Source organism: Paenibacillus sedimenti (assembly GCF_014534655.1).
Lineage (GTDB): Bacteria > Bacillota > Bacilli > Paenibacillales > NBRC-103111 > Paenibacillus_E > Paenibacillus_E sedimenti.
The window spans coordinates 1-17,574 of the sequence record NZ_JACVVD010000015.1 but is presented as its reverse complement, the minus strand read 5'-3'; the positions used below and the strand labels follow the sequence as shown (position 1 = coordinate 17,574).

14 protein-coding genes, 1 pseudogene and 1 riboswitch are annotated in these 17,574 nt (G+C 45.2%); of the genes and pseudogenes, 4 read left to right on the top strand and 11 right to left on the bottom strand.

The window, feature by feature from the left end:
* Positions 1-158: 158 nt before the first annotated feature.
* The 4 genes from ICC18_RS28590 to ICC18_RS28575 form a co-directional block, all read right to left on the bottom strand.
* Positions 159-1,643: an extracellular solute-binding protein gene (locus ICC18_RS28590; RefSeq protein ID WP_188177832.1), complete on the bottom strand. Its 1,485-nt coding sequence runs from the start codon at positions 1,641-1,643 to the stop codon at positions 159-161.
* 25 nt (positions 1,644-1,668) lie between these two features.
* Positions 1,669-3,978, bottom strand: a complete 2,310-nt coding sequence (locus ICC18_RS28585; protein WP_188177831.1) for a helix-turn-helix domain-containing protein — start codon at positions 3,976-3,978, stop codon at positions 1,669-1,671.
* Between the two features lie 529 nt (positions 3,979-4,507).
* Positions 4,508-5,455, bottom strand: coding sequence for a glycoside hydrolase family 43 protein (locus ICC18_RS28580; protein ID WP_188177830.1), 948 nt, complete (start codon positions 5,453-5,455; stop codon positions 4,508-4,510).
* A gap of 135 nt (positions 5,456-5,590) precedes the next feature.
* Positions 5,591-5,827: a family 43 glycosylhydrolase gene (locus ICC18_RS28575; RefSeq protein ID WP_223192957.1), complete on the bottom strand. Its 237-nt coding sequence runs from the start codon at positions 5,825-5,827 to the stop codon at positions 5,591-5,593.
* 499 nt (positions 5,828-6,326) lie between these two features.
* Between ICC18_RS28575 and ICC18_RS28570 the strand changes: the two genes are divergently transcribed.
* The 4 genes and pseudogenes from ICC18_RS28570 to ICC18_RS28555 form a co-directional block, all read left to right on the top strand.
* Positions 6,327-6,872 (top strand): PadR family transcriptional regulator, encoded by a 546-nt coding sequence (locus ICC18_RS28570; RefSeq protein ID WP_188177829.1) that lies wholly within the window; start codon positions 6,327-6,329, stop codon positions 6,870-6,872.
* 45 nt (positions 6,873-6,917) lie between these two features.
* Positions 6,918-7,982, top strand: a complete 1,065-nt coding sequence (locus ICC18_RS28565) for a WD40/YVTN/BNR-like repeat-containing protein (RefSeq protein WP_188177828.1) — start codon at positions 6,918-6,920, stop codon at positions 7,980-7,982.
* A 12-nt stretch (positions 7,983-7,994) separates the two neighbouring features.
* Entirely contained in the window at positions 7,995-8,762 is a 768-nt protein-coding gene (locus ICC18_RS28560; protein WP_188177827.1) for an SDR family oxidoreductase, read from the top strand.
* Positions 8,763-8,853: 91 nt separating this feature from the next.
* Positions 8,854-9,171: pseudogene (locus ICC18_RS28555) on the top strand (transposase family protein); the annotation flags it as partial.
* 208 nt (positions 9,172-9,379) lie between these two features.
* Here the strand turns inward: ICC18_RS28555 and ICC18_RS28550 are convergent.
* The 7 genes from ICC18_RS28550 to ICC18_RS28520 all read right to left on the bottom strand — a co-directional run bounded on the left by ICC18_RS28550 (position 9,380) and on the right by ICC18_RS28520 (position 16,804).
* Complete coding sequence (locus ICC18_RS28550) at positions 9,380-9,673, bottom strand: copper amine oxidase N-terminal domain-containing protein (protein WP_188177826.1); 294 nt, start codon at positions 9,671-9,673, stop codon at positions 9,380-9,382.
* Between the two features lie 372 nt (positions 9,674-10,045).
* Positions 10,046-13,060 carry a glycoside hydrolase family 9 protein gene (locus ICC18_RS28545; protein WP_188177825.1) on the bottom strand — a complete coding sequence of 1,005 codons (3,015 nt, stop codon included), beginning with the start codon at positions 13,058-13,060 and terminating at the stop codon, positions 10,046-10,048.
* 207 nt (positions 13,061-13,267) lie between these two features.
* Positions 13,268-13,501, bottom strand: a complete 234-nt coding sequence (locus tag ICC18_RS28540) for a discoidin domain-containing protein (protein ID WP_188177824.1) — start codon at positions 13,499-13,501, stop codon at positions 13,268-13,270.
* Positions 13,502-13,603: 102 nt separating this feature from the next.
* Positions 13,604-14,221, bottom strand: a complete 618-nt coding sequence (locus ICC18_RS28535; RefSeq protein ID WP_223192955.1) for an alginate lyase family protein — start codon at positions 14,219-14,221, stop codon at positions 13,604-13,606.
* A gap of 436 nt (positions 14,222-14,657) precedes the next feature.
* Positions 14,658-14,752: riboswitch (cyclic di-GMP riboswitch) on the bottom strand.
* A 426-nt stretch (positions 14,753-15,178) separates the two neighbouring features.
* A complete protein-coding gene (locus tag ICC18_RS28530) occupies positions 15,179-15,319 on the bottom strand; it encodes a putative holin-like toxin (protein ID WP_188177823.1) in 141 nt (46 codons plus the stop codon).
* 294 nt (positions 15,320-15,613) lie between these two features.
* Entirely contained in the window at positions 15,614-16,414 is an 801-nt protein-coding gene (locus tag ICC18_RS28525) for a P-loop NTPase family protein (RefSeq protein ID WP_188177822.1), read from the bottom strand.
* Positions 16,415-16,528: 114 nt separating this feature from the next.
* Complete coding sequence (locus ICC18_RS28520) at positions 16,529-16,804, bottom strand: hypothetical protein (protein WP_188177821.1); 276 nt, start codon at positions 16,802-16,804, stop codon at positions 16,529-16,531.
* Positions 16,805-17,574 lie beyond the last annotated feature (770 nt).

Below are 17,574 nucleotides of genomic sequence, written 5' to 3'. Positions count from 1 at the left end.
TGCGGAAAGGTGATGACCGGCTATACCTGCCAATTAACCTCTTTGACTTCTCAAACCTTCTTCCGGCGTAATAGCTTCCAGATAACCAAATGTGCACAAACAAATAAACACCCTGCATGCCTCATTTGAGGTCTGCAGAGTGCTGCACATCCACTTGCTTATTCTTTTTTTGCATAGGCTTCCTGGTATTCCCGAATCATGCTATCACCGCCGGACTTCAACCACTTCTCGATCTCGATCTTCCATCCGGCTTCATCTATTTGCCCCATAATAAACTTTGTCTGAGCATCCGTTATCAGAATGTCAAGCTCCTTGCCCCGCTCGGCGTAGGTTTCCGATTCCAACGTCAATGCAGGGTTAGGGACGATATATAATTCGTTCTCCTTGATAATCTGTTGGTTTTTACGGTACAGGTCCGGCTGTCGTATAGGCTTAAGATCAGGATTGCTGTCCATGTACGGGAGAGTATCCCTGTACGGCTTAACCTCCTTCAAGTCCAGTTCGCGATCAAGAACCTCCGCATAATCGCCCTTATCGACCCAATGTCGGTTTTGAATTCCTCTGTTGAGCACGGTTTGCACATCAGGCTCGAGCATCTTGTCGAGAAAGGCTAATATCGATTTCATTTCCTCTTCCGTCTTCACCGTATCCTTGGGAACCGCCAGAAAACCGACATTGCCGGGTTCGCCGGGAAGCCGAATCCCTTTGGGCCCCTCCATTGGAGCAACATCCACAATCGCTGAAGGAACCGTCTTGGCCAGCTTATCTTGCCAGCTTTGAGCATTTCCTCCGACAACCTGTATACCTGCTCGCCCCAATTCATATAACTTCGATGTTTCCGAAATATCCGCAATGGCAAAATCCTGATTGATCAGCTTCTCTTGATAAAGCCGCCTGAACAGCTTCATGGAGTCGTAAAACGGCTCCGTCATAAATTCGGGGGTGAAACGGCCGTTCTCCACCTTCCATTTGTTCGGCCCTCCTTGAGATACGGAGAAACGTGTCAGCGTTGAGCTCACGTCCTGATTATATCTTTTCTCCAGGAAGATCCCGTACGTATCGTTCTTCCCGTTCTTATCCGGGTCACCCAGCGTCAGCGCCTTGATGACCTCATACCAATCTTCAAGCGTCTTCGGCAGCTTCAAACCCAAGTTGTCAAACCAGTCTTTACGGTATTGGACGGATGCACGGCCAAGAGGGCGGTACAAAGGAACCCCATATATGTTCCCGCCGACAGCGATGTTATCGTAAAACTGCTTGTTTTGAGCGGATAAATGTTTATAGTTCTTTAAATAGGGACCGATCTCCCAAAACTGTCCTGCCTTCAGCGTAGCGATGATCGTCGGCGTATAGGTGAGCCTGAACAGCTTCGGCAGCTCCCCGGAAGCGATCATGACCTTAGTCTTCTCATCATAGGCCGAAAAGGGAATCCATTGAATTTGCAAATCCGTGTTCGTATAAGCTTCAATTGCCTTTTCCATCTCGCTGTTCTTGGGAGGATTCTCTCCAACCTGATTGACCACGATGGAAATTGTAGTCGGCTTTGCAGCATCTCCCGCTTTCGAATCCATACTTGAACTGCATGCTGCCAATAACCCGAAGGATACAAGCGAGCAAGCAATGAACACTATTTTTCGTCTCATTAGGCACTTCCCTTCATGCGGTGAATCATATTTGCTTTTGATCCAGCTTCTCGCGATATTGTCCGGGAGTTATGTCGTATATCTTTCGAAAGCTCCGAATGAATGCGCTTATATTTTTATATTGAAGCTTTTCGCCGATTTCCGAAACTTTCATATCCGTTGTCTCCAGCATCACCTTGGCCATCTTCATCCGGTAATCGGACAAATAGTCGCTGAACGTGGTGCCGATTTCCTTCTTGAAAATGCGGCTTAGATAGACCGGATGGTAGTTAAGCGCTTCCGCACAAAATTCCAATGTGATTTCCTGGTCGTATTGCTCCTGTATCATTCTTACAAGCTTATCAGCAATCTTGACATATTGCGATTCCGATTTCTCCGAAAGTACCTCAATCGTTGGAACGAACAATTTGGTTTCGAACCAGTGCTGAATTTCCTCCCGTGTTTGCAACCGCAGCAATCGTTCTACCGCACCTTCGTCCGTCAGTACTTTTTTAATCGAAATCCCATGCTCCTGCACGATCTGCAGAATCCGGGAAATCAGCTGCAGCAGCAAAATGTGATGCTCGTACAAATAACCGTCCTTATGCAGCAGCGCATTCAAATATTGTTGAAACAGCTCTGCTGCTTTGTCCAATTGCATTTCGCGCAGGGTATAAACAAGCTGCTCTTCCATAACCTTCAGATGCGTATAGACGTATTTATCCACTCCGGGGTTGTTTTCGACATCCTCATAGTGGACGATAATATCCGGACCGAGGCTGATTCGGGACTTCAATGCGGCCAGGCTTTCTCCGTACGCTTTGACGGTATCCGCCAATGAATGGTACGGTTTGCTGATGCCAATGCTTACTTTGATTTGCAAATACTGTTCGGCGTTCGTTTTGATCGACTCCGCCGCTAGATACAATGCGCTTTTGACTTCGGCAGGTTCCTCTTTGTCCGTCGCCACAATCGTCACTTGCGACCGGTTCAACAGGATCGGTGTGAACCGGGACTCGTGAAGCAATATTTCCTGAGCAATATTATTTATGGCATAGAGCAGAAGCTCTCGGTCCTGTTCCTGATACTTGGTCTCCTGCAGATTGTCGATCTGCAGCGTAAGCACCCCCAGACGTTTCCATCCTTCCGGAAAGCCGTACATGGCAGAACGCAGCAAATAATCAGTGTCCGTTAACTGGCCGGTAAGAAGTTTTAATACGAAAAACTCCTTTAAGTGGCCAGCTTGACCAAGCATTTGCTGTTCCATCTGATTTCTCGAAACAGCCAAAGACTGAAAGCTTACTTTAATGAATTCAAGCTCATCCGTTCTAGGCCGGATCGGCTGAACGTTCAATTTAGGATGAATCCCCTTGGCAACATCCAACAGATGTTGTATCGGACGATACATGCGGCGGCTGCCGTATAAAGCGAATACCAGGACGACGAGTAGAATAGAGGCGCAAACAATCAGTGTCAGTTCGGCAATCTTTCGGGTTTCTCTGGTGATTTCGTCAATGGAGATTACCGACACGTACGTCCATCCGTTATAACCCGAGGAACGGTATAATACCGCCACCTCTTCTTTATTCAAGCGCGTATTGAATAATCCTTGCCGGATATCCGGTAACTCTGCCAGTCTCTTCGCGATAGCAAGGTTGACTTCCCGATAACCTTCTCTCATCTTGGCCGTTGCCAGAATATCCGCGCCTGAGCGGTCTAGGATATAGTTTCGGCTTGGCGAATTGTCGGCTGCCAACGCATCTCGAATATCGGACGCAGAAATGCGTACGACAACAAGCCCCTGTGGCTTGCTGGTTTGAGGCAAAATCGGAATTTTATGAACAAGAGTAATCATTTCCGCCGGATTTGCATCTTCACCGTCATTAGCAGAAGCCGATTCCGTTGTCCAAAAAATGCTTTTCGGCAGCAGGGCATAATCCCGAAACGCTTTACTGTATCCCGACTGGTCTAACGGCTTCATAGTATTCAGATCTAACGACCAGTTGTGCTCAAAATTAACCAAATAGGCCTGAGTTATCACCACGTCGCTGGATTGAAGGTTGTATAGCGAGACGGAAAGGTCGCGTATTTGTTCAAAATGATTAATATCGTAGGATGCGTTCATCGCCGTCTGTACTTGGGAAGAGTTGGCAAATTGAGTTGCCGACTTCTCAATGGACCTGAGCATCTGCTCGACACGCATCTGGGTTTGTGTCAGCCACTGCATGTTGCCTTCTTTAACCTTATCCTCCAGATCCCTTGTCGCTACCGAAGATGAGAAGATCCCAATCACGATGACAGGGAGTACTCCTAATAGAAAGCTGAATGCCAGTAACCGAAGCAAATATCTGTGCAACTCTATTCCCCCTTCGGAAGTGGAAGTATTGCAACCTACTGTCCGGAAATATATTAACTCAATTATATCTGAAAGTGGAGGGATGGGCATTACCGTTTTCACCAAATAAATAGCTTTATCCAGAAATCATTGTAAACACTGTAATTTCTGGAAAACATCTGCACCCTGCCCTCCTAGTTGTTTTGTATAATTTACATGAATAAAATTGAATTATTTGTGCAACTTCATCCTCCTCTTTCCATCAAAAAGATAATAAGTAAACGCTTTCAACCATTGCGATATCACTTACTTGTTACATCATTTGACCACCTTCAAATCAGCAAGAAGATCCACGTGGATTTCACGATCGGTAATTCCTTTACCGAATCATTGTAATATAGAATGACGCAAAAAGGTCATACTTAATTGTCGGACCACGACGTAAGAAATATTATGGACCTTATTTCAACATGTTTGGTGATAAAGTTTAAGCGGTGGAGAAAATCGCCACCGCTTTCTTGAACAATATTGAATTCCCCTTCTTATTCGCCTAATATTCTGATGGCATTTTTTTGTAAGATTTCAATTTTTCGTATTCTTCCATGGTAATCGCCAATATGGTACCATGCTTATAACCGTATGGGAATGTAAAGGATTTATCCGAACGAATGAATCTTCCTGTTGACATTTTCTCTGCTATGAACGGAACATACCCTTGCTGTTCTGCTGAACATCCATAGAAATCCAAGAATAAGCACCATCTGCCATCTTCCAATTTAACTGCTGTCGGAGCTTCATATTGTCCTGATTGCAGTGATTCCATGCTTTTATCAAATTCTTCAATCTTCTCAAATGGTCCAGTTATATTCTCTGATTCCGTAAGAATAATTTTGGCAGGATTCCTTTCACTCTTTAAGAATAAATAATACTTTCCCTCTTCCTCATACATGGCAGAATCAATGACTCCGCTGCCTTCTTTCTGATATAATAACTGAGCTTCTGTAAAATTCATAAAATCTTTAGTTCGGGAATAATAGATTCCCTTTTCTCCATAGTTATTGCTGCTATGGGATGATGACCAGTGAATGACGTAATCGTCATTTTTCTTATCATAAATAATATCCGGTGCCCACAAACAGCCGAAGTCTTCATTTCCCAGTTTTATCATTCTCTGTTCTGACCAATGAATCAAATCATCAGACTCCCAAAGAACCAGACATTTGCTTCCGTTCCTGGAGATTTCACCCCATGAATGTTGATACTGATTTAACATACCATATGACAAACTTAAATCTGTTGCTAAAATGAAAAATTTACCTTCTTTGGTTCTAGTAATCGTAAAATCTCTGACGCCCTTATCGCCATAATAACTCCATAAAACAGGATTTCCATCATTAACTTCTTCCCAATTAAATCCATCCTTACTAACTCCGAAGTAAACCTGTTCTCCGTCCGGTGTTCTTTTTTCCTTAAAGTGTACAAATAAATAAGCCTGCATGATTTCTAGTCCCTCCAATAATTTTGTAATCTGACTTACGGCAGACCGCTTAAGACTCTCTATCTAATGTTTCCATCAAATCTAAAAACATTGAAGTGCTCTCTCCCCCTCGAAGGAAAATAGATATATAAACCTTCATAATAGACAAAATCCGGAGCCTGAATGTTGCCCACAAATCGGTTGATGGCGTGTCCGATCGGCCCCCAGATTCAACAGATCCTTGGGATGCCAGATGAGCAGACCAGGCGTATAGTCAAACGAGGAATGGGTCATGTAATAGTCCTGGCCAACACGGACAACGGAAGGATCGGGATAATCGCCGGGGAGGATCAAGATCGGTTTGGTATTGGTTTGCATACTTTCATGCCGCATAACATCATCATCCCTATAATATATCAAGTGTTCCTCATTTAGCGCTTCATTAGAATTAACATTATTATTAATCGATAATCAAGTATATTAATTCAATTTCATAGTAAGATATATTTTGTTAGAATGCAATCATAAAAAAACGGGTATTCGGATTTTGTGGTGGAATTATTTGCATATAACAATGCCCTAGGCCATTAGCCCAATAGAATTCTTTTTTATATAATCCAAAAGCGGCTCTTTCCAGTTTTGAATGGGAATTCTCAACTGATTCTCTAAAGACTTATCCATCTTGCTCGATATAACTATTCAGTAAAAATTCCTATTTATCGAATGTAATTCTCGAGAAAACGAATTTACTCTGAATGCTTGGACTAACACAACACAATTGACTTTGTGTTGTATTTTTTGTTGCCATTTCATTGTTGCAATTATTACGATTCGATGTATTATATGTATCGATTCGATATTACGATACGATATATATGAAGGAGCTTATAGGATGTACGATTTGTTTGTATTAGGCGAATTAATGTCGGAGGACAAACACGGCTACATACTTCAAGAAAGACTGCAGTATGCGGTCGGGCCCACTCGAAAAATCAGTCCAGGAACCCTGTATCCGCTTCTCTCCCGATTTGTGGAGAGTGGATGGATTACGCTTCAGTTTGAAGAGAAAAAGGAAGGTGGAAGATCACGGAAACTTTATGGATTGACGGAGCACGGGCGTGAACGATTTCAAGAACTGATGGTCAACCCGGTGGAGCACAATACTGACACCGAGCTTACCTTTCAGTTTCAGATTACTTACTTCCAATATGTAACGAAAGATGTTCAGCTTATGTGTCTAGACCAGTATTTAGGGTATCTCCATAACAATCTAAAGTACGTTAACTCCTTATCCGAAATGATTGCTAAAAAAAAGATTAACGAGAAACAACTCTTTCAAGTTCTGCGAATGTTAGATCACAGAAAACATGTTTTATTAGCAGATGTAGGGTGGGTGACGGAAGAGATTGAGCGAATCAAAACAACCAAGGAATTATAGTTTCATTTTAAACATCCAAATAAATATTTACGAGGAGAGAGTAAGATGAATCGATATTTTTTGTGTATGCCGGACGAATTAGTTGTTGTTGATGATCATAAAACTTCGTACGATATCCAGTATCATCTTCATGACAAGCAACCTACTTGTATTGCATTCGATCCCTTCTTACCAAACCGTTTGTATTGCGGAACCGATGGCCAAGGTTTATGGGTAAGCGATGATGGCGGAGATCATTGGGAATCAACCGGAGCGGAAATTTCTTCATCTATTTTCACATCCGTATCGGTTAGTCTAACAAGAAAAATCGGTGATTATGGCGTTGTCTATGCAGGTACTGAACTGAGCGCTTTATTTTATTCGGAGGATGGTGGACAAAGCTGGCATGAATGGAGCGCCGTACGCTCGTTGCCTTCATACTCCAGGTGGTCCTTTCCGCCGATTCCTGATACCCATAATGTGCGTATGATCGCAGAAGATCCTGCCAACGGATACATCTACGCATCCATAGAAGCCGGCGCGGTGATCCGTACGCAAAATGGCGGAGCGGAATGGCAAGATACGAAAGAAGGTGACCCGATAGATGCCCATACTTTACTCATTCATCCCCAAGCGCCAAAACGTATTTACGCAGCGTGCAGTGATGGCGTGGGTTTTCCCGGACGAAGTGTGTTGGTCAGCCGCGATCATGGTGAAACATGGGCGCACGATAGTAAAGGTTTGGAGCAACATCCTTATCTGTTCAGCATGACAGCGGGCATTCACGATCCGGATACGTTGCTCGTATCCGCGTCTTCCGATGCGAAGACTGCCTATGTCGCTCCATTCGCCAACTCTTTCATCTATCGCAAAGTAGGAAATCAACCTTGGCAGCAAGTCCATAAAGGATTGCCTCCGGCAGAAGGAACGATGATTTCCAATTTGACCGCCGATCCGAATGAGCCCGATACATTCTATGCATTAAACAATAGAGGGCTCTATTGCTCTGCCGATAAAGGGATGACATGGACAGCATTGCCGGTCGATTGGAAAGAAAAGTATCTGAATCCCGATCCGAATAGAAGACACAGAAGCGCTCTGCTGGTCATCAGCAAAGAATTTAATTCATAGGGAGTGAATAATTTGAATCAATTAAACGGAAAAGTTGCACTGATTACGGGAGGAAGCAGAGGGATAGGCCGGGGGATTGCACTACGGCTGGCAAAAGAGGGAGCACTGGTTGCGGTTCACTACGGCAGCCGCTCAGATGCGGCGGAGGAAGTCGTTCGCACCATCGTGGCCGATGGGGGTAAAGCATTTGCTGTAGGTGCGAATCTTGATTCAGTTGCAGGTGTCGAACAGCTCGTGCAATTGCTGGATGAGGAACTGAAGCAACGCACCGGCGGTAGCGAATTTGATATTTTGGTGAACAACGCAGGAATCGGCATAGCACAACAATCCTATGAAGAAACGACGGAAACCGCTTTTGACGACGTATTCGCCATCAATGTCAAAGCACCGTTCTTCCTTGTTCAGAAATCGCTATCGCGTCTGCGCAACGAAGGCCGCATCATCAATATCTCATCCGGCGTGACGAGGGTTGCTTATCCTTCGATTATGGCTTACAACCTGACTAAAGGGGCAATCAATACATTCACGCTTCATCTGGCCAAATTGCTTGGACCGCGGGGGATTACAGTCAATGCCGTTTTGCCCGGATTGGTCAGAACAGAAATGAACGCAGCATTTCTCGATTCCCCCGAAGCACAAAAACTTTCGGTGGATGCGGTTGCGTTAGGACGAGTCGGGGAACCTTCAGATATTGCAGATGTCGTCGCTTTTCTCTCGTCTTCAGACGGTCGATTTGTCACGGCACAATTGCTCGACGCAACTGGTGGATCTCATTTATAATCTGGTTTTATAACCATTTAAATGGATTAACCCACTTCCTCGTTCGAAGAGAAGCAATTAAGTCTATTTTGATGGACAAAAGGGTTACCATATGGATATTCTTAATCTTTCGAGTTTTACGGTTCTTAGCATTTCAGAGAATGAACACTATTTTCTAATTCGGGTGGAGATGAACTCTCCACCTTCTCATTGCCCTCTTTGTTGTTGCGTAGCGAACCTCTACAAGCGCGATAACAGAGAGCAGCTTTGTATGGATTTGCCAATCCACGGAAAGCGTGTAGGACTTCTTATTAAGCGTCAGCGGTATAAATGCTGTGAGTGTAATCAAACCTTTTGGGAGCGATTAGACCACACCATAGACGAAAAGAGAAGTTGTACTAAGCGTCTCCTGTCTTATGTTCCGAGCCAATGAGCAATAAGGAATTGGCTACCAATCTGAATAGTCAGCGGCGCAATCGTTACTTCCCACGTGCGCAAACTGAAATCAGCGGGAATTATCGATTCCCGAATGGTTCGAATCGATGGGGCACATACAAAATATAAAGGCAGTCAAAAAGAAAAGCCTTTTGCAGCAAGTATTCGCCGCAAAAGGCTTCCTTTCATCAGAACAATGTCCATTAATTTTTATTCGTAATGTGTATAAGCCCCTCGTCAAATTGGATGTCCTTGTTCAAGCTTTCGCCGACAAACCGCAGCGGTACCATGGTTACACCATCTTTAATCATCGACCATGTATCCAACCAGGTTGGTACGCCGTTCACATAGGCCATATAATTGTGTATCTGCAGCTTAATTTGAGTATCCCCCTTGGTAAGGGTTACCGTTTGATCCTCTCCGTTTTTCTGTACAATAAAGTTTCGTAATAATTCAAGTTGAGATTTCGTCTCATTAAATAATAATGTCTGGCTCACCTGAAGGTATTTTGATGGATGTCTTTGACCAGATTGTAAGAAGATAAAGACTTGAAATGCAATAAAGTAGGTAGTTTGAAATGCACTTTGTTGGTGATTGCAAAGGTTTGCCAATCCTTTGTGGAAACCGCTGCTGTTGTGAGAGTCGTCCATATCGTATTGTCATTGTAGCCTTGGACAACTGTACCTTTAATTCGGGTATAGTTGGAATCTTGTCTCACCAGCAATTCTACACCCGTCAGCATGGCTTGTTTTTCTGCCTTGAAGTCAAAGGTAATATAGCTGCCGATACCGGAGCTGCTGCTGTTCTGCCTGTAGTGGAATCAATTAAATTCATGATGCACGGTAGCACTGCTTTCGATTCTCTATTCCCTATTGCAATATTATATAGTCTACATTCCAGCCCGAATCTCCGGCATCACATTGGAACTTCAATGTCGCGCCTGCAGGGATATTAATCGGCACGGTCACGCTAGTGTAGGCACCAAACCAACCGCCATTCCCGGTGAAGTTGATTGTCTTTGTCTTAACCCCATTCACGTACATACTATACGTACCCGAGTTAATGGAAGCATAGTGCACGGTAAGGCTGGCTGCAGCAGGAACATTGCTGAACTGAATGCCATCGCCCGTCACTTCAAGAAATTGTACCGCTTTGCCGCCTGACGCTGCAGCGTCATTGTAGATCGCTGCGCGTCCCAACAAGGTCGCTGTTTCCGCTTCAATTGGCGCAGGAGAAACCAGAATATGGTCAAGGTTAATTATTCCCGTATCGCCATTGTCATATTTGTAAGCAATCGTATTGACGCCGGCTTTTAATGTCAACGTTTCCGTTTGATTGCCCCATGTATCCCAGCTCGCAAGCATAGGCAAGCTTGTCTGCTTGATTTTCGTCCCGTTCACAAAAAGACTCACTGTAGCCGGATTAAAAGCGGCATTGCCGTATCGTGCGGTTACTTTGTATTTCCCTGAAGCCGGAACGTTAACGGTAAAAGTCGCTGTTCCTCCAAAATTCCAGAATCCATCCAGAAAGCCGCTGCCCGTGTATCCCGAATGATTTGTATTAACACTGACACCGCCTGACAGCCAAGCTTGTTCGGCTTCAAGATGAATTGCAGCTTCATTCGATTGGGACAACATCGCAACCAAGAAGGTCAGGGGCGAGTTGTAATTCAAGGCTTGCTCGTTGGTCTCCCAGTCGATGGAGGAACCGTTGTAAGCCTTGCCGCTGAAGGTATAGCGTCCGTTGTTATTCGGACCGCCAGGCATGTAACCACTCGGCATCTCCAAGAGATAGTCTTTATTGTAAACTTCATGGATGGTTCTAGTCACTCGGCGCTCCCCGTGCCCGGTAATATAGCTCATCTGAAGCGGGTTAATCCCCAGCAGATAGTTCAGATTGCCGGCGGCTACCTTCTTGTCGTCTTCATTATACAGGCCGAGAATGCGGCTGCCGATAGCGAGGCCAACCGGAACGCCGGCCACATTGGAGTTCGCTCCCCAATAGAATTGATTGGTAGTGGCATTCCGCCACACAGCCTTATTCATATTGGCGTTAATGATAATGTCCCGCCATTTTTTAAAGTTATCGGTGAACCATGTCTTCACTGCGGCGTCCGGCTGCATCCCCAACATGTAATGGTACAATCCCATCCTTACCAAGGAACCGATATTGTGCGAGAAAGTTTCGCTCGAGTAATCGAAAATAGCAGTATGCTCCAAGTAATGAGCGACGACGTAATCGTTATAAACTTGTGCTCCGGTTGCCCGGTACAGCGTCGCTGCCGCATAGAAGCGGTCGTTCACATCGCTGCTAGTGTCGTACGGACCGCTCGGCTGCGGGATGAATTCCGGATGCTGCTCCAGATAGCTCCATCCGCGGAGAGCGGCGGCCTTCAACGTCTCGGCATAAGACGTCAACCCCGGAACATCCTTCATGACGATATACGCATGAGCCAGAGCCCCAACTGCAGCACCGGTGTGGAAAGTCGGGATGAGTCTGTTACTTGCCGTTCCATCCATAATGTAGCGGTTTGGTGAATTATCCCGTATGACGTAAGCATAGAAGCCTCCTGTGGCCTCGTCCTGCATTTTGAGAATAAAATCCGTTTCAACCTTGATCTCGTCCAGCAAATCCGGGATGCCGTTTCCGCTTTCCGGGATATTCAACGAATTGTCCTGGAATTGGCTCGGAAAGCTCTCGTATGCCCAGAGGAGATCCGAGATGGCTGTCGCTCCCACTGTGACATATTTGCCCAAGTCGCCGGCATCCCACCATCCGCCACCAACATCCTTAGTGATAGTCGGATTGGACTGGAACGGAAGGTTGTAATCTTCCATGTGCTCGCCGGTCCTGGCGAAGATCCCTGCGTGTTTCGCTAACAGATCTACATTGGCGCGCTGGAAGTAAAAGAACTTCTGCACATCTTTTAAAAGAGTACTATAAACGCCATCGCCGATCTGGAATACAACGGAAGGTTGAGCGACCCCATCCACAGTCAGCACATATTCGCCCAATTTGGTCAAACCGGAGAAGTCTGCCTTCAGCACCTTCTCCCCGGAGGAGGCATCATACGCTGTGACCAATGACAATGCGCCGGAGTAAGCGATGCTCATATCCGATGCATTTCTCACCTGAAAAGGAGTGCCGGGCAACGCGGTCAGCTCGTTATAATAGCCACTCACCATAGCGTATTTTTCGCCGTTAAGAGGATAACCGACCTGATTGACCTTGATCGGGGCATAACTTGCCGCCTTATCCGGCGATTTGATGACGATGTTGCTGAGCCAGAACGTCATCGGGAAGTTATTCCCTTTGAATTTCAGCATTTGCACACTGGATTTATTGAAAATGCTATTGGCGTCAAAGATATTCTTCAATGGAATGGAATAATGCTTCCATTCGGTCGTAAGACTCTCCGGAAGGGAAATCAAGGCTTCCTCGGAGGTTTGATGCGGAGTCGTGTCATTATCCTTGTAAAACTCGCCGTTGACCAGTCTTTCCGTGACGACGTCCATGAAGCCTACGGAGAAGGTTTCGCCGCCGGCCGCTCCGACCGCATCAAACTCCAATGTGCCATTCTCGTATGGGCCTACATCCAAGGTTTGCCACCCGTTCAGGATATAATTAACCCCCCAGGAATTGTTGTTTGCGATCTTCTTCGCTGCCTTTCCCAGATAGGTTTCATCGGTTACGTTGCCGGAGCCCCCTGCAAAATTATTGATCATGAGATCCTTCAGCTTGTTCCAGGCCGCTCCTCCGGGAGGCAGATAAGGATCGCTGTCAGCAGCTGTGGCGGGAAGCACGCACATCAGCATAAATGAAACGGACATGCATAAGGAAATGATTTGTTTGATGAAGCGAAGCGACTTTTTCCTTGTTTTCATCTTGATACTCTCCTTTTTTTACTAGTCGATGCTTTTTTGAAATATATTTAAATAATGCTTATAAACACGTATGAACTCTCTTTTTGCAAGCCAATCGTTCACCTCTTATAGAATTCCAATTCCGCCACATTAGCGAATCCGCCGTTCGGCGTGTAATAGCGCAGATAACGGTAAGCCGTGTCGGTATTGATCGAGACCCTGTACCATTTATATGTCACTGACACCGCTGATGCTGTAAAGGGTTACGAAGCTTGTACCGTCATTGGAGCCTTGGATAAGGGCTCCGTTCATCCGGGCAGCACTCCCCGCTCTCGGATAAAACCTGAGTTTACCGATGGCCTGTTCGTTCCCTGCACCCAGATCGACCCTGACCCAACCATCACCGGTCTTCGTGTCGGGTGAAGTGGCCGTCAAAGGCGTGCCATCCGTTACGGACGGCATTAAATTTGTTATCCCACGAAATGGACGAGGCGGTAACCATCGATTGCGCGAGCTGAACCTTCTCCACAGAGAGGTCGATTAACGGTACCAGCAATGCTTCCGCTATGGCATATGCGGCTGCAAGATCCGTTTTGACGGCGCCCGGCTCTGCCAATCTCGTTTCGATCCGCCCGACTTCCTTCTGGTACAGGGTTGGATGAAGTATTCATTTTCGCCGCTGTATGATCCCGACGGAGACGGACCCGAAACATACGGCATATCGCCCGGCTTGTGCGGCTGCCCTGTGAAGTATCGCAGCGCTCTCTCATACATTGTCCGATTATCCAGAAAAACGCCCATTGAAAGCAGCGCTCTCCAGGCGATCATGTCCTGGTTGCCGTGCCGGCCTGAATCCCCGTTAAATATTCGCCAGTAGAATGTGCCGTTCGTAGAGCTGACGGAAGCAGGCACGCCCGTGCTGGAGTAGCCGGGATAAACGAGCATGTCCTTAAACTTCTGCAAATCCGCAGGAGCCCAGCCATCATACGTGTTTTTGATGATTTCGGCCGCTTCCACCAGCTTCCAGGCGTACAGCCCTGCGTTTAACGGTCCCGTGCCTGAGGGGTCAACATCGGTCAAATTGCTCCACGCATTAAAGATTTCAATCGCTTTGTCGGCGTGGCGCTTATCCCCTGTAATGGCCCACATTAATGCATTCAGGTAGGCGGCGTTTGTATCCAATTCAAATGCGCGCCGTTAGTCCCTCCCCTCGCAACGTAAGTTATGCTTGGATTTCCACGCACCCAATAATCATAGCTTGATTTGTAATCGGCTTTCATGTCTTTGAATGAAGTCAGCCACGGTTCGATTCAGGCTTCCACCATGTACTTCATACGCTCCAGATCGGACTTCTTAAACAGGATTGCAGCATATGATATGTACTTTCCAGAGTAAGAACCAGGATTGCTGCGCATTTTTGTATCATCGCTCTGGATAAAGAAGCCATCATTATTTTTCTCATCCTTTCAATCGGAATGATATGCAGTACCTCCCTGCTCAAAAACCCGGGATCGCCGATTCGCTGTCCGGGAGTATGTCCAATGACTCCTTTCTTCCTGATGATTACATGTAAAAAGGACCATCCTGCAATCAGGAGGGTCCTTCGTTGTCCCCGTCCTTCGGTAGCTGGCTGGCTTGCGGCATTCACTAACACCGCGTTACGCCCCTATAGCTTTGCGTCGCTGACTTTCGCCAGTTTTGCCATTGTCGGAACTTGTTGTCGAATATAATTTACCAACTAAATTTTAGTCGATAGTACACAAGACGTAAACGGTTCTTTTGTACTTATTTGGAAAGGGATTTAGGACTTTTTTCCCGAGTAAACGGAAAGCAACCGCTTCCAGCACGCTTTTCAAGCCCTACAATGACCGCTTCATATGCAGGCGTCCGGCTTACATGCACAACATTGGTTCGTATTCAAGCATCAAATATTGCAAAAAAATGAAAGCAGGAAGGTTATCCCCTCCTGCTCTGTTCCTTTGGATTTAAAAATTTTAGTGGCCGCTCTGATCAAAATTCTAACGTGATACCGCCACTGCCGATACGTGCGCGTGAGCATAAAAATACAAGAGCGCTGCCGACACTCTTGTAAATACATTGGCTAAGGGCTGCGGGCTTCGCCAGAATGATCGTTCCACCCTACCTGACAGTTTGACGGCGATAGGTAGATTTGTTAGGGATCTTTACAACGATCAATGCGATAAAGGTTAATAACGCCAACAGGAAGCTTCCGAATTGCAGTAGCAACTTAAGCAATTCTTGCGGTTCTTGGTGTTTCACCTTATCTCCCTCCTTCCTTTCCCAAAGGGACATTTAGGTGGTCTTATCTAGGGTTGCGAAAAATTTCAAAAAAGCCCACCCTAATTCGGCTACTGGCTGGCGTGGTTTCCCTTAGCCGTTTTACAACAAAAAGAGACCCACAGCAACGGGCTGAGGGTCTAAGTTATATATTTTAAAGGGGGTCGACTTTTATTATAGGCTTGAATGATTAATGCCACATGAAAATAAGATTTCAATCATGTTACATTTACTTAACTATCTTCAATACCAGGAACATCTAGCAACCCGCGCATTTTACCCGATATTTTGACCAATCGCCCCTACCATTTTACTAAAGACCTCTCCCCAATCTAGATTTACATTTTCAATAGTATAGGTTGGGAACGGAAGCGTATCAAGCAACCTCAATTCGATCCGCTTGCGGTTTTCCATAAACCTAATATTTTGTTCCGTGGCGAAATGGGGTTTTGAACGGATAGAGGATATCCAAACCTGCTGCTTCCGCACACTTGACTGAGTTAAATAAATCAATACTGGATTCATGGCAGCAATCTGATCGGCGATTCCATGAATGTGCTGCTCAATTTGGCGATCAGCAGCTTGATAATGCCGTAGCAAATCATGAATCTGATGCTGAAAGAACACTGCTTCGAGTACATATATTTTCTCTGAAGTGCTAGCAAGCTCAGCGAAACGTGCCCATTGCCGCTGGATCGAATATGTAAACTCCGACAGCGTGGCTATGGGCGAATCCGTCCAGCATAGTTCGCGAGACTTTAGCTCAGCATAGAGCGCATTCAACTCGGTGAATTCCTTGACCTCACGATAAGGAAGCAAGTAATTGCTATTATCCTTTATAGCACGTGAGCGAATTTCGTTAGCTGTGTTCGGATAGCGCTCCAGAAGTTCCTTATATTCCTCATCTCGGAAGAACGCGTGCCAATTCATGCTCGCCGGATGCCCCTCGGCACCTTCATCATAAAAACTGGATGAGATGCCTTGTTGTACGAGATAGCGATGCAATCGTTCCGCTAACGTCGATTTGCCCGTTCCACACAATCCTTCAACTAAGATCAACTTGCAATCCCTTCGCATGTGATTTACTCCTAACCATTAAGAAATTTTTAAAACAATATGCTATTCAACAATTCCATCTGTTCGATCATACAATGATACTATCGTTTCCGTTAGTTTAGTTGAAAATTGAAACTAAACGTAATACCCGCCTTTTACTGGATACTCATTATGCTCAAGAAAATGTTTGTATACCTTACTGAAAACTCTGTTCGCCATTGCTTGTTCTTGATTATCGTTGATTAGCTTAACAACTACATTCATAGGAGTATCTCCAGATATTTCCCCGCTTTTCAACTTAAATAAATCAAGTTCGAATACGCCATCTAAATCACGTAAACAATTGCCGAATCTATACCTTGCTATAGTGCCGATTACTTCTATTAGTTCAAACTCAAGACAAATAGCCATTTACATCCACCTCAATGTTAAAAACTTCAAGTTAATTATAACAACAATTACTAAGCTATGCTGCCAGTTAGCTTAATGAAATAAGGAGCTATCCCGAATTTGAGCTTCGATAAAGTAGGTGAATTTGTGTCGTAAGACTACAATGTAGGCAGTAATGCTCTTGAAATGGCTCTGTCGGGAATGAAATCAAGTTCTTGTCAAAATCGGGAATGGAATCAAACATTTAATGATGATATGATTCTTGTCCGGCGATACAAACATGTGTGCCATTGCCTAAAAAAGGTTGGGCTTATTTATTAGTAATAATTACGCACTAAAGACATGTTAAATTCGAAGTTAACATAATATGGTTATTCTCTATTAGCCGGCCGGATCGGTTGTTCGATCTGCTGTTATTTTTGTTTCCGCTAGCAGCTCGTTATGTAGATCTCCTAATACACAAAGAAGGTCAACGTCGCGTTCCCTGTAAGGAGTTGTGTATGGCTTGTGGCTATACTGAAAGACGGACACAGCTCCATTGTCATGTAATAGAATTTCTGTGGAGCGACGGTCGAGTAATTCTTTGTGTATAAAGATGATAATGACAATAGCGTTGAGTATGTTATCCCGTCAAATACTAGGTAGGCCCATGGCAAATGCATGGGCCTCAAACAGAACCTTACGTCAGTCTGTCTAACAACTGATTTCTGAGCACGCTTTAAATCATGGATTTATGCAATTTTACTTAAATTAACGTTGTGCATCTTAGATATTGAATGAGCTCGGTCTCT